The sequence below is a fragment of the Actinacidiphila rubida genome (assembly GCF_900110255.1).
Classification (GTDB): Bacteria; Actinomycetota; Actinomycetes; order Streptomycetales; family Streptomycetaceae; genus Actinacidiphila; species Actinacidiphila rubida.
Map to the genome: position 1 here is coordinate 50,825 of NZ_FODD01000041.1, position 20,121 is coordinate 70,945.

The 20,121-nt window shown below is 69.3% G+C and carries 13 protein-coding genes; 11 read left to right on the plus strand and 2 right to left on the minus strand.

Annotated features, from left to right (window positions below; all coding sequences use genetic code 11):
* The first annotated feature begins 476 nt into the window (after window positions 1–476).
* Both BMW99_RS31550 and BMW99_RS31555 read left to right on the plus strand, forming a co-directional pair.
* Entirely contained in the window at window positions 477–2,018 is a 1,542-nt protein-coding gene (locus tag BMW99_RS31550) for an arabinofuranosidase catalytic domain-containing protein (protein WP_069463092.1), read from the plus strand.
* A gap of 81 nt (window positions 2,019–2,099) precedes the next feature.
* Window positions 2,100–4,505, plus strand: coding sequence for a ricin-type beta-trefoil lectin domain protein (locus BMW99_RS31555; protein WP_069463093.1), 2,406 nt, complete (start codon window positions 2,100–2,102; stop codon window positions 4,503–4,505).
* Between the two features lie 107 nt (window positions 4,506–4,612).
* On the opposite strand, the gene BMW99_RS31560 is transcribed toward BMW99_RS31555, so the two are convergent.
* Entirely contained in the window at window positions 4,613–6,379 is a 1,767-nt protein-coding gene (locus tag BMW99_RS31560; protein WP_079138338.1) for an amylo-alpha-1,6-glucosidase, read from the minus strand.
* 222 nt (window positions 6,380–6,601) lie between these two features.
* Between BMW99_RS31560 and BMW99_RS31565 the strand changes: the two genes are divergently transcribed.
* The 4 genes from BMW99_RS31565 (at window position 6,602) to BMW99_RS31580 (ending at window position 12,371) form a co-directional block, all read left to right on the plus strand.
* On the plus strand, window positions 6,602–7,633 hold the full coding sequence (locus tag BMW99_RS31565) for a LacI family DNA-binding transcriptional regulator (RefSeq protein ID WP_069463094.1): 1,032 nt from the start codon (window positions 6,602–6,604) through the stop codon (window positions 7,631–7,633).
* 210 nt (window positions 7,634–7,843) lie between these two features.
* Window positions 7,844–9,640 carry an RICIN domain-containing protein gene (locus BMW99_RS31570; protein WP_069463095.1) on the plus strand — a complete coding sequence of 599 codons (1,797 nt, stop codon included), beginning with the start codon at window positions 7,844–7,846 and terminating at the stop codon, window positions 9,638–9,640.
* Between the two features lie 118 nt (window positions 9,641–9,758).
* Window positions 9,759–10,439 carry a FadR/GntR family transcriptional regulator gene (locus BMW99_RS31575; RefSeq protein WP_069463096.1) on the plus strand — a complete coding sequence of 227 codons (681 nt, stop codon included), beginning with the start codon at window positions 9,759–9,761 and terminating at the stop codon, window positions 10,437–10,439.
* Window positions 10,440–10,631: 192 nt separating this feature from the next.
* Entirely contained in the window at window positions 10,632–12,371 is a 1,740-nt protein-coding gene (locus BMW99_RS31580; protein ID WP_069463097.1) for an RICIN domain-containing protein, read from the plus strand.
* Window positions 12,372–12,436: 65 nt separating this feature from the next.
* Here the strand turns inward: BMW99_RS31580 and BMW99_RS31585 are convergent, their stop codons facing one another.
* Complete coding sequence (locus BMW99_RS31585) at window positions 12,437–13,456, minus strand: LacI family DNA-binding transcriptional regulator (RefSeq protein WP_075018028.1); 1,020 nt, start codon at window positions 13,454–13,456, stop codon at window positions 12,437–12,439.
* A gap of 263 nt (window positions 13,457–13,719) precedes the next feature.
* Between BMW99_RS31585 and BMW99_RS31590 the strand changes: the two genes are divergently transcribed.
* The 5 genes from BMW99_RS31590 to BMW99_RS31610 form a co-directional block, all read left to right on the plus strand.
* Window positions 13,720–15,663, plus strand: a complete 1,944-nt coding sequence (locus tag BMW99_RS31590; protein WP_069463098.1) for a glycoside hydrolase family 127 protein — start codon at window positions 13,720–13,722, stop codon at window positions 15,661–15,663.
* 67 nt (window positions 15,664–15,730) lie between these two features.
* Complete coding sequence (locus BMW99_RS31595) at window positions 15,731–16,978, plus strand: sugar ABC transporter substrate-binding protein (RefSeq protein WP_069463099.1); 1,248 nt, start codon at window positions 15,731–15,733, stop codon at window positions 16,976–16,978.
* A 204-nt stretch (window positions 16,979–17,182) separates the two neighbouring features.
* Window positions 17,183–18,178 carry a carbohydrate ABC transporter permease gene (locus BMW99_RS31600; RefSeq protein ID WP_069463100.1) on the plus strand — a complete coding sequence of 332 codons (996 nt, stop codon included), beginning with the start codon at window positions 17,183–17,185 and terminating at the stop codon, window positions 18,176–18,178.
* A 98-nt stretch (window positions 18,179–18,276) separates the two neighbouring features.
* Entirely contained in the window at window positions 18,277–19,041 is a 765-nt protein-coding gene (locus tag BMW99_RS31605; protein ID WP_069463107.1) for a carbohydrate ABC transporter permease, read from the plus strand.
* Between the two features lie 549 nt (window positions 19,042–19,590).
* A partial coding sequence (locus BMW99_RS31610) for a glycoside hydrolase family 11 protein (RefSeq protein WP_107485447.1) occupies window positions 19,591–20,121 on the plus strand: 531 nt, incomplete at its 3' end.

The window sequence follows — 20,121 nt, forward strand, 5'->3', positions numbered from 1 at the left end:
GCTCACGGGCCATGCCGATGCATCAGTTGCTGTCGTACTCATTACGCCGCTCGCCCGCGGAACGACGCCAGCGCGTGAGCCTTCGCCTTCGCTGCGGAAGCCTGCGTCTGTTCGCGGACTGCGCGGAGGGACGGATGTGTTCCCTGCCGCGGGAAGGGCGCCTTCTCGCCGTTGCGTGTGCTGACCTGGCCGTTCGTATGTGGTGTCACGCAGGCCGGGGCAACGGCCGGCACTCCGCGTCCAGGGCTGTGCCCGGGCTGGTGGCGGCGATCAATGCAGCACTCTTGAGTTCGCCGTTCTGAATGTGTCAGTCTCATCTGGGCCCACTGCGCAGGGGACATGCGCGGTGGTGCGATATCCCTCCCTGCGCGAAATCGTTCCGGCCGAACGAATGTGAGCGCTCACATACGTCTGGCCTGGGACTGCAGAGACGGCTACCGGAATCACCTCATCCCCCCACAACCCGAGGAGACCCGATGCGCGACCCCGTGCTGTCCGCGTCAACCGGCCCGCGCCGGGCCAGACCACTGGCCGTCATCCTGCTCGTCCTGGCACTGGCCGCTGCCCTCTTCGGCGGCCGCGCCGCCGCCAGCGATCCGAGTGCCGGAGCGCCGGCCACCGCGGCCCATCCGGCCGCCGCCCGCCCCGCCGCGGCCGCATCGTCCCTGCCCTGCGACATCTACGCCGCGGGCGGCACGCCCTGCATCGCGGCGCACTCGACCACCCGAGCGCTGTTCGCGGCGTACAGCGGGCCGCTCTACCAGGTCCAGCGCGCCTCGGACCACGGCTACCACGACGTCGGGGTACTGGCCGCCGGCGGATACGCCGACGCCTCCGCCCAGACCTCGTTCTGCGCCGGCACCTCCTGCATCATCACCAAGATCTACGACCAGACCAGCCGCCACAACGACCTGCCCATCTCCTGGGGTGGTTACTGGAAGGGACCGGGGGCGAACGGTGCCGACATCGGCGCCGACGCCGCGGCGCTGCCCGTCACCGCCGGCGGGCACCAGGTCTTCGGCGTCAAGGTCACCCCGGGCACCGGCTACCGGATCGACCATGCCAGCGGGGCGCCGACCGGGTCCCAGCCCGAGGGCATCTACATGGTGACGTCCTCGGACTACACCAACCAGTGGTGCTGCTTCGACTACGGCAGCGGTGAGAACACGCACACGGACACCGGCAACGCCACCATGAACTCCCTCTACTGGGGCAACGCCTGCTGGTTCGGAGGCTGCACCGGCAGTGGCCCCTGGGTGGAGGCCGATCTGGAGAACGGGATGTACCACACGGGGAGCGGCTCGAACCACGATCCCAACAACCAGGGCGTGCACTATCCGTTCGTCAGCGCCTGGGAGAAGAACGACGGAACCAGCAACTTCACGCTGAAGTATGGTAGCGCCGCCAGCGGGGGACTCACCACGACCTATTCCGGCGGTCTGCCAGGCGGCTACTCCCCGATGAAGACCGACAGTTCGCTCCTGCTCGGCACCGGGGGCGACAACAGCCCCAGCGGACAGGGCGAGTTCTTCGAGGGCGCCATCACCGCGGGCTTCCCCTCGGACGCCACCGAGAACGCGGTGCAGGCCGGCATCACCGCCGCCGGCTACGGCGGCTCCGGTGGCGGCGGCACCGGCGGCGCTCTGCGCGGCACGGCTTCGGGGCGCTGCCTCGACGTGCCCAACCAGACTCAGACCAACGGCACCCAGACCGAACTGTGGGACTGCAACGGCGGCACGAACCAGCAGTGGACCGTCACCGGCGCCAAGGAACTGCGGGTCTACGGCTCCAAGTGCCTGGACGACGAGGCCGGCGGGACGGCGAACGGAACCCGGGCGATCATCTGGGACTGCAACGGCCGGAACAACCAGAAGTGGAACGTGAACTCCGACGGCAGCATCACCAACGTCCAGACCGGACTCTGCCTGGACGCCAGTGCCTACGGCACCGCCAACGGCACGCTCGTCCAGCTGTGGGCGTGCACCGGAGCCGGCAACCAGAAGTGGTCCCGGAACTGACGGCACACGCCGTCCCCGGCCCCGCCCGGGGACGGCGTTTGGACCCCTCGCGAAGCCCGACTCACCGGAAGAGAGCCCGTTATGGTGTTCACCCGTCGAAGCCGGCCGGGCCTGGACCGGCCCCTGACCGGCATCGTCGTAGCGGCGGTGGCCGCGGGCGTAGTGCTCGCCGTCCCCGCCGTGACGGCACGCGCCGCGACCATGACCACGCTGTACGCGTCACCAGCCGGGAGCGGCACCTCCTGCTCCGCCGCCGCACCGTGTTCCCTGACCCAGGCGAAGTCCTCCGTCGAGGCCCTCACCGCAAACATGACCGGTGACGTGGTGGTGTCCATGGCGGGCGGAACCTATCGCCTGACCGAGCCGTGGAAACTGACGGCCGCCGACTCCGGACGCAACGGTCACACGGTGACCTGGCAGGCGTCACCGGGACAGTCACCGGTCGTCTCCGGTGGCCAGCAGGTCACCGGCTGGTCGCTGAAGGATGCGTCGAGCAACGTCTACGTTGCGTCGGTGCCGGCCGGCGTGGACTCCCGGCAGTTGTATGTCGACGGCGCATCGGCGCCTCGGGCGGCGGTCACGATCTCCCGCAGTGATGTGAAAGTCACCTCGAGTGGGATGACCATCGTCAACCCGGCATTGAACTACCTGGCGTCTCTGCCGGAGCAGAACCGGATCGAGGTGGAGAGTCAGGACTCGTTCACGGACCGCTATGCGCCGGTGCAGTCCGTCAGCGGTTCCTCGATCACGATGCAGCAGCCCGCGTGGAACAACAACAACTGGGGCTACGACACGATCGCGAACCCCTTCGCGGGCGGCCAGATGTTGCTGGAGAACTCCTACTCCTTCCTGAAGAGTACGGGGCAGTGGTACCTCGACCCCCAGGCCGGTCAGCTGTACTACAAAGCACCGGCCGGCTGGAACCCCAGCGCTCACGACGTCGAACTCCCGCGCCTGACCTCGCTGCTCCAGATCAGCGGCAGCTACACGGACCCCGTCCACGACATCGCCTTCCAGGGCATCTCCTTCCAGCACACCACCTGGCTGCAGCCCTCCACCGGCACCGGTTACGCCGACCAGCAGAGCGGTACGTTCCTCGGACGGTCCTTCAGCCAGCCCTCCGACTTCCTGTCCTCCTGCCAGTCCGGCTGCCCGCTGTTCGAGGCCGCCCGCAACAGCTGGAGCCAGGTACCGGCCGCGGTGCAGGTCTCGGCGGCGCACACCGTCACCTTCTCCGGGGACACCTTCACCCACCTGGGCCAGGTCGCCCTCGGCATCGGCAACGACGCCGACGCCCACGCCTCGGGGATCGGCCTCGGGGCGTCCGGGATCAGCGTGTCCGGCAGCACCTTCACCGACGACGCGGGCGCGGGCATCGTCGTCGGCGGCGTCCAGCCCGACGCCCACCACCCCTCCGACCCGGCGATGACGGACCAGGACATCACCATCCAGGGCAACCGGATCAACGGCGTCGCCAAGGACTACAAGGACATGGCCGGGATCCTGTCGACGTATGTCACGCACGCGGTGATCAGCCACAACGAGGTGTCCGACCTGGCGTACGACGGCATCGACGTCGGGTGGGGCTGGGGGGCCAACGACCCCGGTGGCAGCCAGGACTACAAGAACCGCGGCCTCTACGCCTACCAGCCCGTCTACACCACGCCCACGACCCTGAAGAACACCGTCGTCACCGGCAACCTGATCCACGGCACGAAGAAGGTGTTCCACGACGGCGGCAGCCTGTACAACCTGTCCGCCAACCCCGGCTCGGTCTTCGACGGCAACTACATCTACGACAACCAGCACACCGTCGGCCTCTACCTCGACGAAGGCTCCCGCTACGTCACGATGTCCCACAACGTCGTCCAGGACTCCGGCGTGTGGGCCTTCACCAACGCCGGCGCCACCAACAACACCAACGACAACACCTTCGACACCAACTGGTACAACTCAGGCGCCACCCAAGTCGCCACCGGCGCCCCCCACAACAACACCCTGACCGGCAACGTGCTGGTCAGCGGCACCAGTTGGCCGTCGGGGGCACAGCAGGTGATCAGCCAGGCGGGTGTGCCCGCCGGCGGCGGTGCCACGGCCGGCGCACTGCACGCCGCGGGCGCCGGCAAGTGCATGGACGTACCGAACGCGTCCACCGCACCCGGAACGCAGACGCAGATCTGGGACTGCTCCGGCGGCGCCGACCAGCTCTTCACACGCACCACCGAAGGCGGGCTGAGCGTCTACAGCGGTGCGAGCCTGCTGTGTCTGGACGCCAACGGACAAGGCACCGCGCCCGGTACGCCGGTCGTCGTGTGGACCTGCAACGGCCAGAGCAACCAGCAGTGGACACTCCAATCCGACGGCACCGTCACCGGGGTGCAGTCCGGGCTCTGCCTGGACGTCACGGGAGCATCGACGGCCGACGGCGCGAAGGTCGAACAGTGGACCTGCAACGGCGGCGCGAACCAGAGGTGGAGCCTGTCCTGAGAGCCATCGCCTGAGAGGCGAGCCGGTGCACCGGGGCCATCACACCCCGGTGCACCTGCGCTGCGCGAGCAGGTCACGAGTGCGACGGCCGTCGGGCGACACGTGGGTCACGCCCGAGCGCTTCCGCGTGCTCCTTCCGTGTCGGGCGCGGTGGCGCGCTCATGGCGGGCGTGGGCGAGGAGCAGGTAAGCACTGGCTGTCCAGGTGTACGCGCGGTCCCGCTGCCCCTCGCCCGAGAGTGCGTCGAAGTTCTCGGCGAAGCCGGACGTCTCGCACAGCGACAGGAACCGGCGGCTGACCTCGTCGGCCAGCTCGACGTGACCGGCCCGGCGCAGTCCGTCCTCGACGAGAAGGGTGGCAGGTGCCCAGACGGGGCCCCGCCAGTATCCGTCCGGCGCGTACCGCGGAGAGTCCGGATGTTCGGTGGCCAGGCCGAACGGCGTGAGATGAGAGGCGATTCGCTCGGCGAGCCGTGCCCCGACATCCGGCGGCAGGCGGTCACCCAGCACGATCGGCATCAGGTCGAGCAGGCTTCGGCTGGTGGAAAGCTCACCGGTGCGCGGTGTACGGGCGCAGAATCCGTCGCCGGTCCAGAGTTGTTCCAGGAGTGCGTCCTGCAGGGACTGCGCGGTGCGCAGGTGCCGGTCCGCGGCTTCGTTCTCGCCGACTTCCCTGCCCAGTTCGGCCAGCTCCGCCAACTGCAGCACGAGGAAGGCGGCGAGATCGGCCGTGATCAGCACGCGCCGGGTGTCGAAGGTGGTGGCGTTGTCCCAACCGCTGTCGTTGCCGTGCTGGTAGTGCGGCAGCCTCTCGCCGGACGCCGTGCGAGCGGTCAGCCAGAAGGCGGTCCACCGCTCCAGTCGACGGTAGGTCCTCCGCAGCTCGCCGCGGGCGGGACGGCCGGGAAGGCTCTCGCGCAGCCTCCGCAGAGCCCAGCCGTGCACGGGCGGTTTGACGAAGTTGTACAGCACCTCGGAGTGGGTGACGGAGTCCGGTAGCGCCCCGGACTCGTCCTGGTGGTCGAAGGGCAGCTGGAACTGATCCCATGCCAGCGCCGGCAGCGACGGAGCCAGTGCCAGGGCGTTGAAGCAGTGGTCCCAGCTCCACACCTTGTCCATCCAGTGCTTGGACATCAGCACCGCGGAGCGGCCCAGGAGCCCCGCAGGCCGCACGGTCGCCGACCACAGGACGTAGGCCGCGAGTTCCGCGGCGGGAGCCGCGCCGGCCGGCACCCGTACGACGGCGTCCGCGAAGTCGCGGAAATCGGCACTGGTTCTCGCCGCGACCGATTCGAAGTCGAGGCACGCGGAGTAGGGCGCGCGCGCACTGTCGATCTCCTCGACGACGGCCTCCCAGCCCTCCGCTCCCGACAGGACCAGCCCGCGGGCCGCGTCGCCGAGTTCCTCCGTGCCGCACGTACGCGACACCGCGCCTGTGAGCAGGGTGATCCGGTACCGGCGGCCCGTCTCGTACGAGGTGAACACGTGGGAGCCGTCGACCGGATCGCGGTAGAAGTAGGTGCCGGCGAACGGCGTCAGGTCGCCGGCGGCGGGCGTGATGGCGAGGTCCAGGTGCTCGCCGCGCAGCCGCACGGTGTCGGCCGTCTCGTAGGCGAGTGAGACCTGGCCGCCGTCACCTTGCCAGACCAAGCGGGACGGTGTGGCGTGCCAGTCGGTCTCCGCCCGGTGTGCGCTTACGGGGAGGCGCGGGGTCAAGCGCAGGACCGGGTGCATGCCGCTCTGGTGCGAGACGAGATGCAGGTCCTCTTCCTGACGGCCTTGGGCGGTGATCGGTGAGATGCCGAACCACGCCCCCTGGCGGCTGAAGGGCATGGTCGCGATCGAGAAGGCGGAGCTGTCGGAGGCTGCGGTCACCGGTGTGCGCTCGATCCTTTGAGGCGACGACAGTTGGCCGTGCGGGGTGCGGAGCCGACGAGAAGGCTCCGTGCCGGGAAGGTGGCAGGAGGTGGCCGATTCTCTCGGCGAATCGATTCGACCTACCTCGGGAAGGTAGGCTCACCCGCCCGACCAGTCAAGGGGTGATCGAACCGATTCGCCCCGAGTATGATCGTCACCGCGGCCGGGGTGAGGAGCTGGATGAACATCGGGGAGATCGCGCGGAGAGCGGGTGTGTCGCGCAGCACGGTGTCCTACGCCCTCAGCGGCAAGCGCCCGGTCGCCGCGGGCACGCGCAAGCGCATCCAGGACGTGATCGACGAGCTCGGTTACCGGCCCAACGCGGCCGCGCGCGCCCTCAAGGAGGGCCGGACGCGCACGATCGGGCTGGTGATCCCACCCGCGGGCCGGCGGCTCAGCCACATGCAGCTCGACTTCGTCGCAAGTGTCGTCGAGGCGGCCGCCGGTGCGGACCTCGACGTACTGCTCTCGCCCTCCGGCGGAGACCACGACCGCTCCTTCGAAGGGCTTGTCTCGGGGAGCCGCGTCGACGGGGTCATCCTCATGGAGATCCGCCTGGAAGACGCCAGGGTGGACAGGCTGCGCCAGGCCGGCCTGCCCTTCGTCGGCATCGGGCACACCGCGGACGACCGGCCGATGTGCTGGATCGACGTCGACTACGCGGGACTCATCCGCCACACCGTGCGCCACCTGGCCGACCTCGGGCACAGGAAGGCGGCGCTGATCAACCGCTCTCCCGAACTGGTCGCGTCCGGTTACGGCCCGGCTCTCCGGGCGCGGGAGGGGTTCACGGCAGCCGTGGCCGAACGCGGCCTGGCGGGCGTGGAGGTGGCGTGCGGGGAGGACGCCCGGTCCGGCCAGGAGACCGTCGAGGATCTCCTGCGGGACCACCCCGGCCTCACTGCGATCACCACCATCAACGAGGCCGCCCTCCCCGGCATCCAGCGGGCGCTGGGCGACGCCGGGCTGACCGTGCCGCGCGACTTCTCGGTCACGGGCGTGGCGGCGCACTCGTGGGCCGAGGACTTCCGGCCGCCTCTCACCGCGGCCGACGTCCCGGCCCTGGAGATGGGACAGCAGGCGGTGGCCCTTCTGATCGAGCGGATCGCGGCGCCCTCCACGCCGCCCCGTCACATCCTGCTGGCGCCGCCGATCTCCCTTCGCTCCAGCACGGGGGCCGTACCGTCCCGCCGCGACGCCACCGCGGGCTGAACCCGCCGGGGGGAGTCAACCGAGGGCGAACGTGCGGGCTGTGGCGGCGCCCCGCCGCCGTCCGGGAGGGCGGTCCTGTCCGCCGGCCCGTCCCGCGCACCGCATTGACCCCGGGTGCACGCGGCCGTAGCATCCCGTCGAACCGTTCCGACGGAATCGATTCGACCACCGTGCGCCGTGCGCCAGCCTGCCTGCACGAGGAGGACATCGATGAGAAGAAGGGTCAGACCGGGCCGCCTGGCAACTGCCGCGGCGGCCGTCCTCGGACTCGCCGCGTTATGGGTGGCGCCTGTCGCCGGTCACGCGGCCACCGCCACGTCGTTGAGCGTCGATCTGAGTTCCTCCCGTGGGCCCTCGACGGGCGTCGGGGTGGGCTTCCTCTACGGCATCACCCAGGACGGCAGCCAGCCGGCCGACGCGTACCTGCAACCACTGGGCATCAACGCCTTCCGCGGCGGCGGATGGTTCTCCGGCGGCTGGATCAAGGACGGATACCGGTACGGCTCCGCCACCCAGGCCGACGTCGACTCGATCACCGCGCAGGCCCGGCGGCTGACCCGGTCGCCTTACCACGCCCAGTACCAGGTGCTGGTCAGTGACATCTACGGCAACAACGGCGGCCAGCCGTCCACCACGGTCTACCCCTGCGACAACGGCGACTGCTCCAACTGGATCAGCTTCATCGACTCCACCGTCGGGGCGCTGCAGGCCTCGGGCCTTCCCTTCGCCTACGACATCTACAACGAGCCGGACATCTCGGTGTTCTGGAAGCGCGGCATGAACAGCGCGCAGTACTTCCAGATGTGGGACAGCGCCTACCGGGAGATCCGCCGCATCGCCCCGAGCGCCCCGATCGTGGGCCCGTCCCTCGCCTTCACTCCGCAGAGCAATCCCACGGAATGGAGCACCTGGCTGTCCCACGTCAAAGCGGCCGGCACCGTTCCGGACATGATCACCAATCACGACGAGGGGGACGTCGACGACCCCGTGACCGTGAGCCAGGCCATCAACGCCGATCTGGCGGCGGCGGGAATCGGCACGAGGCCGCTGTCCGCGAACGAGTACCAGCCCGCGGACCGGCAGACCGCCGGAGTGACGGCCTGGTACCTGGCTCGCTTCGCGCAGTCGGGGTACAGCAACGCGATGCGCGGCAACTGGGTCTGCTGCGTGACCCCGAACCTCACCGGCGTGCTCACCCAGGTCAACGGGACCTGGCAGCCCAACGGCAACTGGTGGGCGATGCGGGCCTACGCGGACATGACCGGGACCCTCGTCGCGACGTCCGGGGAGGTCGGCTCCACCGCGGTGTCCGCGTCGCGGGACAGCACCGCCGGACGGGCGGTGGCGGTGATCGGCGACAGCAACGGGTACACCGGAGGCGCTTCCCTGACCTTCAACGGTCTGGGTTCCGTGCCGTGGCTGGCGAACGGCGGCAGCGTGCATGTGTCGGTTCAACGCATCCCGGACCAGGCGCCGTTGGCCAGCCCGCAGGTGGTCTACGACCAGAACCTGAGCACCTCGGGCGGATCCGTCACCGTGCCCTTCACCTTCCAGGCCGCCCACGACGCCTTCGCGGTCTACGTGACGCCCGCCGGGTCGACCGGTGGCGGCACCAGCGGCGAGTTGCACGCGGTGGGTGCAGGCAAGTGCCTGGACGTGCCGGACGGCAGCACGTCCCCGGGCGCCCAACTGCAGATCCGGGACTGCCAGGGCGGTGCCGGTCAGACCTTCACCCGAACGTCCGCGGCGCAGTTGACCGTGTATGGCGGCAGTGACGAGATGTGCCTGGACGCCAGCAACAAGGGCACGTCACCCGGTACCAAGGTCATCGTCTGGCCGTGCAACGGGCAAACCAACCAGCAGTGGAACCTCAACTCCGACGGCACGGTCACCAGTGCCCTGTCGGGGCTGTGTCTGGACGTCACCGGGGCAGGCACCGCCAACGGCGCGCCCGTCGAGCTGTGGACCTGCAACGGTGGCAGCAACCAGCGGTGGAGTCTTGGGTAGGCCGCCCTCCGAACCGCTCCGGGTTCGGAGGAGCACGACACCGCGTCCTCGCCTGTCTCCTCCGACATGGGATGACCTGCTACCCTCGTCCGGCGTCGGCGGGGAGCGGGGGCGGACAGTGTCGCTGACGGACAAGGCGATCGCACGTATCAGGGAGCTCATCCAGTCCGGTGCCCTGCCCCCGGGCGCGAAACTGCCTCCCGAGCCCCGGTTGGCCGTCGACCTCGGGCTCTCCCGCAACTTGATGCGCGAGGCCGTCAAAGCCCTCGTCGTCGCCCGCGTCCTGGAGATCCGGCGGGGAGAGGGCACCTACGTCACGAGCCTGGAGCCGGCACTGCTGCTGGAGGGACTCGGCTCGGCCGTGGAACTCCTGCGGGGCGACAAACTCCTGGAACTCATCGAAGTCCGCAGGCTCTTCGAGCCGATCGCCACCGGGCTGGCCGCCACGCGCCGTTCCGCCGACGATCTCGCCGACATCAAGCGCCACTTGGACGCGATGGCGGCGGCCCGCGACGACGTCGAACTGCTGAACAGGCACGACGTCGCCTTCCACCAGGCGGTCATCGGCTCGGCCGGCAACAGCACGCTGGCCACCCTGCTCGAAGGCATCTCCGGCCGGACGGTGCGCGCCCGGGTGTGGCGAGGCCTCGTCGACGACCGGGCCGGCGACCGCACCATTGCCGAACACCGCGCCATCTACGCGGCGTTGGCAGCCGGGGACCGAGCTCTGGCGGAGGCCGCGGCGCTGGTCCACGTGAGTACGACCGAGCAGTGGTTGCGCGAGCACATCGAGCCCTGACCGAACTCTGCGTACTCCCTTGACCTCTCCGTGCGGCACTCCTACGTTGTGGATGGAAAAACCGTTGCTCTTTTGCGCAGCGGTTCGGGCCGCGCGCCGACCGATGCGACGCCGCAGGACGGGCGGTGTCACTGACGGGCGGGTTCCGGCCGTTCCATCCCCTCACACCACTCCTCTGGAGGACATGTCCTCATGCGTGGAATCGCGCATCCCCGACGCGCCCGCAGGCTGACGTCCGCCGTCAGCCTCGGTGCCGCGGCACTGGCCATGGCTTCGGCCGCGTTCACCGGTCCGGCCGCCCACGCGGCCGCGTCCCCGTCCACCACCCTCGTGGTCAACGCCGGCCAGGTCCTGCGGCCCGTCACGCATGTCGCGACCGGCAGCCTGTACGGTCTGGCGAACGCGGGTACTCCGGCCGACACCCTGGTGCAGGCGATCAAGCCGAACACGTTCGTGCAGAAGCCGCAGGGCGGCCACCAGCAGCCGACAGGAGACATTCTCACCGTCGCCCCGAAGGCGGCCAGAGCCGGTGCGAAGGTGGTCAACCGGTTGTCCGACTACTACGCGGGCTGGCCGTACCAGTTCAGCTGGAGCAACTGGCTGAGCGTGGTCGACGACCAGATCGCGCAGACGAAGGCGTCCGGCATCACCAACCTGGCCGCCTACGCGCCGTGGAACGAGTCCGACAACACCTGGCAGAGCTCCAACGGCACCTTCGAGGACTTCTGGACCAGGACCTACCGGGAGATCAGGACGAAGGACTCCTCGACCCCGATCCAGGGGCCGAGCTTCTCCGACAACATCGGCGACATGGACAACTTCCTGCGGAACGCGGTCGCCACGAACACCGTTCCGGACATCATCGCCTGGCACGAGCTGACCCGCGCCTCGAAGATCGCCGGTGACGTCGCCACGGTGACCTCGCTGGAGGACAAGTACGGCATCAGCCGGCGGCCCATCGCGATCGAGGAGTACGCCGCCCCCTCGGAAGTGGGTGTTCCCGGCGCGCTGGTCGGCTACATCGCGAAGTTCGAACGACTGGGCGTGCACGACGCCGAGTTGGCCTTCTGGAACCAGTCCGGGGCGCTGGGTGACCTGCTGACCGGTCAGGGCGGAAGTCCCAACGGTGCCTACTGGCTGTACAAGTGGTACGCCGACATGAGCGGCAGCATGCTCGCGACCACGCCGCCGGCGCAGACCGGCATCGACGGCGCCGCGGCGCGCACCAGCGCGGGGAACGAGATCGACGTCGTCTTCGGCGGCAGTTCCGGCGATTCGGCGGTGACCGTCAACGGCCTCGGCGGGCTGGCGGCCTTCGGGTCCAGCGTCCACGTCAAGGTCGAGTACACGCCGTCCCCCGGGCGCACCGTCGCGGTCTCGGGGCCCACCACCGTGTCGGAGTCCGACTACGCGGTGAGCAACGGTTCCGTCACCGTCCCGGTGACCGCGAACAGCACCTACGCCTACCACCTCGTGATCACCCCGGCCGGCAGCAGCGGTGGAACTCCGGACGGCGCCTACGGGATCAGCAACAAGAACAGCGGTCTGGCGCTCGACACGCAGAACCAGGGCACGAGCCAGGGCACGCCGGTCGACCAGGCCACCCCCGGCAGTTCCGCCACCCAGACCTGGACACTGGTCTCCGCCGGTTCCGGTCTGTACAAGATCCGCAACCAGGCCAGTGGCCTGCTGCTCGGCATCACCAACATGAGCACGTCGGACGGTGGTACCGCGCTCATCTGGACGGACAACGGAACCGCCGACCATCTGTGGCGCGTGGTGCCGGACGGCACGGGCTACGACAAGATCGTGAACAGCAACAGCGGTCTGCTGCTGGGCGTGCAGAACATGAGCACCAGCAGCGGCGCCCAGGTGCTGCAGTGGGAGGACAACGGAACCGCGGACCATCTGTGGAAACTGACCGCGCGCTGAGGCGCCGCCGCCGCTGGGTGCCCGAGCCGGGCGCCCAGCGGCGCAGCGGGCCTCGCTCCCCCCGATCAGGCCGAATCGCGGATGACCAGGCGGCACGGAACCGTTTCCACGCCGCTCACGGTGCGGCCGTCGATCGCGTCGAGCAGGCGCAGCGCGGCGATCCTGCCGATCTCGGGAAGGTTCATGTCGACCGTCGTCAACGGAGGGCGGGAGGCCAGCGCCATCGTGTCCCAGTTGTCGTAACCGATGACGGCGACGTCCTCGGGGACGCGGTGCCCCTCCTCGCGCAGAGTGTCCGCGGCGCCGCGGGCGATCTGGTCGTTGCCGCAGAAGAAGGCGTCGGTGTCGGGAGCAGTGCGCAGGACGGTGTGCGCGGCGCGGCGGCCCCAGGCCTCGCTCCAGTCACCGAAGTGGACACGCCCGCCCGAGAGTTCGAGCGAGGCCTGGCCGATCAGATCCTCCGTGAGTCTGGCCCGGTGGCGCGCGGCGGCATGGTGGGCCGGTCCGGTGATGTGAGCGATGCGCCGGCGCCCGGAGCCGATGAGGTACTCCACCGCCAGCCGGGCACCGCCCTCGTCATCGGAGGCCACGGACATGTCAGCGGGGTCGGTCGAAGGGGTGAAGGCGTAGACGGTGGGCACTCCCTGCAGGCCGTTCAGGGGCTCCCGCGAATCGGTACGGCGGCCGGTGACGATGATGCCGTCCACGCGGCGCGCCAACAACGCGTCCACGTAATGGCGTTCGCGGATGGCGTCACCCCGGGTGTCGCACAGCAGAACGGAGATCTTGCCCGCGCCCAGCGCGTCCTCGGCACCCAGCAGCACCGGGGTACTGAACCGGCCGATCCCGTCGGTCGTGATCAGTCCCACCGTCCAGGTCCGGCCGCCGAGCAGGCTGCGGGCCGCCTCGTTCGGCTGGAAGTCCATCCGCCGGGCCGCGTCCAGCACGCGCTGGCGTGTTTCCGGCCGCATGCGGCCGCTGCCGTTGAGGGCCTTGGAAGCGGTCCCCACGCTGACACCGGCCACGCCGGCCACCTCGGCCAGGGTCACGCGACCTGTTGTCGGGTGACGGTCGGTCTCGGTCACAGGCAATCCTTTGCTCACGGAGCAACTGCGTTCATAGTGCCAGCCGGCACACCGTACCCCAAGCGCTATATGGGAGCCCTGTCCGACTGTGCAGACATCTTGACTTGTGACACAGGCCACTTCTAGGTTCAGCGCTAGGAAAACCATTGCTCAGGCCTCGCGCTGAGCGGAACCGCTCGGGCCGGTCCCGGCGTGCCCTGCCGGGGCGCCGAAGCCGCAACCCCGAGTTCACCAGGTGCCAACCGCACTCCCAGGGGAGATCCATGGCCCGCAGCACTCCGCATCCGCCTCTCGCGGCAGGTCCCGTTCGCCCGACGGCCGGGGCGCGCTCGGTGTTGCGCCCGGTCGGCGGAGCGGACATCGAGGGAGGCTTCTGGCGGCGCCGCCGCGCCGTCAACGCCGACGTGTGCATTCCGCAGGGACCGGTGCTGCTGGAGGCGGCCGGCAACCTGCACGATCTCCGGTTGGCCGCCGGCGGCGCGCACGGGGACTACCGCGGCGACTATCCGTTCATGGACTCGGACGTCTACAAGTGGCTGGAAGCCGCCGCGTGGCAGCTGGCGGGTTCGGACGACCCGCGGCTGTCCGCCGACGTCGAGCGGATCGCCGGTCTGGTGGCAGCCGCGCAGGAGCCGGACGGCTATCTGAACACCTGGTTCCAGGTCACCCGAGACGGTCGCCGCTACGAGGACCTGCGCTGGGGCCACGAGCTCTACTGCGCCGGCCACCTGATCCAGGCGGGAGTGGCGCACCACCGGAGCACGGGAGCCAAGGAACTGCTGGAGGTGGCCGTGAGGTTCGCGGACCACATCGATGCGACCTTCGGCCCGGGCCGGCCGATCGACGGGTTCGACGGGCACCCCGAGGTCGAGACGGCGCTCGTGGAGCTGTACCGGGAGACCGGCGAGCGGCGCTATCTGAACCTGGCGGCGTACTTCGTGGACCGGCGCGGGCACGGCGTGCTCGGCGGGGAGGCCTACTGCCAGGACCGGGTGCCGCTCACCGCTCAGCAGAACGTCGAAGGACATGCGGTCCGGCAGCTGTATCTGCTCTCGGCCGCCGCGGACCTCGCCGCCGAGGCGGGCGACGAGGAACTGCTCACGACCTGCGAGCGGTTGTGGTCGGCGATGGTCGCCACGAAGACCCACATCACCGGCGGCCTCGGCGCCCACCACGACGAGGAGGACTTCGGCGACCCCTATGAACTGCCCACCGAGCGCGCCTACTGCGAGACCTGTGCGGCGGTCGCGTCCGTCCACTTCAGCTGGCGGATGGCGCTGCTGACCGGCCGGGCCCGCTACAGCGACCTCGTCGAGCGGACGCTGTTCAACGGGTTTCTGGCGGGGATGTCACTGGAGGGTGAGCGGTGGCTGTACGTCAACCCGCTGCAAGTCCGTGACGGGCACACCGACGGCGGCGGCGACCAGTCCGCCCGCCGTACCCGCTGGTTCCGCTGCGCCTGCTGCCCGCCCAACGCCATGAGGCTGATGGCGAGCCTGGAGCACTACGTCGCCTCCAGGGACGACGCGGGGCTGCAGATCCACCAGTACGCCTCGGGGCGATACGGGGGAGAAGTGCTCGGCGCTTCTCGTTTTGTTAGCGTTCACACCGAGTATCCATGGTCGGGTCGCGTCCGGTTGACCGTCGAGGAGACACCGGGGGACAGGCCCTGGACGCTTTCCCTGCGGATCCCCCAGTGGAGCGGCAACCACGACCTGTCCGTCGCCGGAGAGTGGGTCGAGGCCGCGAACGACGACGGCTGGCTGCGGCTGGAGCGCGTCTGGTCGCCGGGGGACGAGGTCATCCTCGACCTGGAGATGCGGCCGCGCCTGGTGGAGGCCGACCGGCGCGCCGACGCGGTCCGCGGCTGCGTGGCGATCGAGCGGGGTCCGCTCGTCTACTGCCTCGAAGGCGCCGACCACCCGGGCGGTGGACTCGACGACATCGTCATCGACCCCGCCCGGCCCCTGTCCGCCGTGGAACGCCCCGGCTTGCTCGGCGGCGTCACCGTGGTGACCGGTGCCGGGCGCCGCCGCACGCCGGCTCAGACCGGCTGGTGGCCCTACCGCCCTGCCGGCGAGGCCGAGGGCACGGACGCGGTCCACGGACCGCACCAGGACTCTGAGCTGGTCCTCACCGCCATCCCCTACTACGCCTGGGCCAACCGCCAGGACGGGCCCATGCGGGTGTGGATCCCCACCTCCTAGGGGCCCTCCCCGCACTCGCGCAGCCCCACAGTCGTCCACTCCCTTCACGCATCGAGCAAGGACCGCCATGACACACACTCGCATCGCCCTGGCTGCCGTCGCGGCCTGCACCGCGCTCGTGGGCACGGCCGCCTGCGGCGGCGGATCCGGGGCCGCGTCAGGAAAGTCCGCCGATTCGGGCACCTACACCTTCTGGGACCCCTACCCGCAGTTCGACGGCTCGTCCGCCTGGGCCAAACTGGTCGGCACCTGCGGGACCAAGGCGGGCGTGACGGTGAAGCGCACTGCCTACGACACCACCGACCTCGGCAACAAGGCGCTCCTGGCGGCCCAGCAGGGCAACGCCCCGGACGTGATGCTGGTGGACAACCCGGTGGTCTCCACGCTCGTGGAGGCCGGAATTCTCAACAAGATGAACGAGGTCGGCATCCCGACCACATCCGTCCAGAAGAACATCATCGGCGCCGGAGTGGTCGACGGCGCCCCCTACGGTGTGCCGATCGGGGCCAACACGCTGGCGCTCTTCTACAACAAGAACGTCCTGGCCGCCGCACACATCGATCCGGCTTCGATCACCACATGGGACACCCTGACCGCGGCGCTGGAGAAGGTGAAGGCCGCGGGGAAGAAGGGCATCACCTTCTCGGCGATCGGCACCGAGGAGGGCAGCTTCCAGTTCCTCCCCTGGTTCTGGGGAGCGAAGGGCGACCTGACCCATCTCGACAACGCCGACGGCCAGGCGGCACTGTCCCTCTGGAAGGACTGGGTCGACCAGGGACTCGCCCCGAACGACGTCCTGAACAACACGCAGACGACGAGCTGGCAGGAGTTCGCGACCGGTCAGTACGCCTTCGGGGAGAACGGGACATGGCAACTCGCCAACGCGAAGAAGACGGGGTTCCCGTACGGTGTGATCTCCATCCCGGCCCGCGACGGAGGCGCGGCCCCCGCACCCACCGGTGGTGAGTTCGTGACCGTGCCCGTCCAGAAGGACAGCGCCCGCTACACGACGTCGGCGAAGATCGTCTCGTGCCTGACCAATGACGCCAACCTGCTGTCGACCGACACCACCCTGTCCTACGTCGCCCCGACGCAGACCGCGCAGAACCAGCAGGTGTCCGCGGCCGCGGAGCTGAGGCCCTGGGTGGAGGCGGTCGCCGCTGCCCGCGGTCGTACAAGCAACGGTCTCGGCACCCGTTATCCGGTGATCTCCCAGCAGTTGTGGGCAGCGGTGCAGGGGGCCCTGTCCGGGAGCAAGAGCCCGGCGTCGGCACTTCAGGCCGCGCAGAAGGCCGTCGAGAACCACCAGGGCTGATCCCACCGCGGCCCTGGCGCCACCCCCGGACGGCGGGAGACGCCTGGCTCCGGTACCCCGCGAACCCCGCCGTGCCGCCGACCGTCCCGGCGGCACGGCGGTCGGGGCCGGGGTCGGTGCGGCCGGCGGTCCGGCAGCCGGGGGGTGCCTGCGGCGCCTCGCTCCCGGGCCCGAGTCCACGCAGCGTTCTGATCGAGGAGCACCATGACCATCACTCACGCCGACGGGCGGCAACGGCCGTCGGCCGTGCCCCGGGAGTCCGAAGCGGGTTCCGGTCGCCCGCCGGGCCGCACCGCGCTCGGCCGCCGCAAAGGCGGCGGTCCGTGGTCCTCGAAGACGGCCGCCTGGATGTTCCTGACTCCCGTCATCCTCTATCTCGGGGCCTTCTACGCCTATCCGCTCTACCGCAACATCGACCTGTCCGTACGGCACTACACCGTGCGGTCCTTCGTCCAGGGCGACGCACCGTTCTCAGGGTGGGACAACTTCCACCAGGTCGTCCACGACGCGACGTTCGCCACCGCCCTGCGCAACACGATGGTCTTCACGGTGGTGTCGATCGTGTTCCAGTACGGGATCGGACTGGCGCTGGCGGTGTTCTTCCACCGCAACTTCCGCCTGGCGCCCACGCTGCGAGCCCTGTTCCTGATCCCGTGGCTGCTGCCGCTGATCGTCTCGGCCTCGACGTGGTCGTGGATGCTGAACAGCGAGTCGGGTGTGGTGAACTACGCCCTGCACCTGGCCGGAATCAGCAAGGTCGACTGGCTGACCTCACCCTCGTGGGCGCTGACCTCGGTGATCATCGCCAACATCTGGATCGGCATCCCGTTCAACCTCGTCATCCTTTACAGCGGGTTGCAGACCATCCCCGCGGAGCTGTACGAGGCGGCGAGCCTGGACGGCGCCGGCGCCTGGCAGCAGTTCCGCCGGATCACCTTCCCGCTCCTGCGCCCCGTCTCGGCGATCACCGTTCTGCTCGGGCTCATCTACACCCTCAAGGTGTTCGACCTGATCTGGATCATGACGAAGGGCGGTCCCGGGGACGCCTCCTCGACGCTCGCCACGTGGTCCTACCGGCTGGGCTTCGGGTCGCTGCTTCCTCAGTTCGGTCCCGGGGCGGCCGTCGGCAACATCCTCATCCTCATCGCGCTGGTCTTCGGCCTGCTCTACATCCGCGTTCAGAGGAGGCAGACCGCGTGACCACCACAGCACCCGCTCACCGGGGATCCGCGACGCGCCGCCGCGGCGGACGGCCGGGGTCACGCCGCAACACGGCCATCGGCCTGCTGCTGACCGCGATGATGCTCTTCCCGATCTACTGGATGATCAACGTTTCGCTGACGCCGCAGCAGAACATGCGGAAAGATCCTCCCGACCTGCTGCCGCTGCACCCCACCCTCAGCGGTTATCGCGCGGTCCTCGACGATCAGCTTCCCTATCTGTGGGTGAGCCTGCTCGTCGGGTTGGGTACGGTCGCCTTGACCCTTCTGCTGTCGGCCCCGGCCGGCTTCGCCCTCGCCAAGCTCCGCCCCCGGGGCGGCGGCGCGGTCGGCGTGATGCTGCTGATCGCCCAGATGATCCCCGGCATCGTCATGGCCATGGGCTTCTACGGCATCTTCCTCAACCTGGGGATCATGAACACCTGGTGGGGTCTGGTCGTTGCCGACTCCACCATCGCCGTGCCGTTCGGCGTCATGATCTTCACGGCTTTCATGTCGGGCATTCCCGACGAGTTGCTGGCCGCCGCGACGATCGACGGTGCGAGTGTGTGGCGCACCTTCACGTCGGTGGTTCTGCCGGTCAGCCGCAACGCGGTGGTGACGGTGTCGCTGTTCAGTTTCCTGTGGGCCTGGTCCGACTTCGTCTTCGCCAACACCCTTGACGGAGGCGGCAGCATGCGGCCGATCACCCTCGGGATCTACAAGTACATCGGCAACAACAACCAGGAGTGGAACGCGATCATGGCCACCGCCGTCGTCGCTTCCGTTCCGGCCGCCGCTCTGCTCGTTCTCGCCCAGCGCTACGTTGCCGCCGGAGTCACCTCGGGAGCCGTCAAGGACTGATCTCCACCTGCCCGGGCCGGCGCCCGTCCGGAGCTTCCCGGACGGGCGCATGCGCGCGGCCCCGTTCGCCGACGGAGCCAGGTCCACCGCCATGGAGCCGATGTCTCCCTCGGCGGTTCGGAGGTGTGGGGAATCGCCAGGGCGTCCACGCTCTGGGCCGACGTCGAAAGTTTCGGCCTCAATGTGCCGACGGTGGTCTGGAGTTGTCCCGACCGAAGTTCTTCCATCGGATTCTGGCCGCTCGCGCATGACGGATGAGCTGGTGAAAGGTTCTGTCGATCACCGAATCGGATGCCTCGATCCTTTCGGATCAGTTACCGAAAGTGTTGACAGCCGGAACACCTCGCCCAACACTGTTCGCGATCGGCAGGCCACGGACTGCCGCTTCAGGTCTCCTGGCCGGCTCAGCTCCAGCTCATGCTCCGCGTCTCCGGCTCCGCGCCCCTCCGCGGGGTGTTCCTCCGCGGCCACCGTCACCTCCCGATCGCCGCACGGCGACAGCGCGTCGCCGTGTCCCCCCACCCGCCTCAATGAGGAGGAAGCGCGCACATGAACGAGATCCAAGACCACTCGATCCGCGGCAGACGCCGCTCAGCCACCGGGTTGCTTCGCAACCTGCGGTCGTTCCGGCTGCTCATCAGCTCGGTGTGCACTCTCGCGCTGGTAGGCGTGGCCGCGTTGGTCCTGCCGGGTACGGCCAACGCCGACACCGTGGTCACGTCGAGTCAGACCGGCACCAACAATGGGTACTACTACTCGTTCTGGACCGACGGCGGCGGCTCGTCGTCGATGACGCTGGGCTCCGGCGGCAACTACAGCACCTCGTGGAGCAATGTCGGCAACTTCGTGGCCGGCAAGGGCTGGAGCAACGGCGGCCGCCAGACCGTGAACTACTCCGGCAGCTTCAACCCGTCCGGCAACGCCTACCTGTCGCTGTACGGGTGGACCACCAACCCGCTCGTCGAGTACTACATCGTCGACAACTACGGCACCTACCGGCCGACCGGCACCTACAAGGGCACCGTCACCAGCGACGGCGGCACGTACGACATCTACGAGACGCAGCGCGTCAACGCGCCC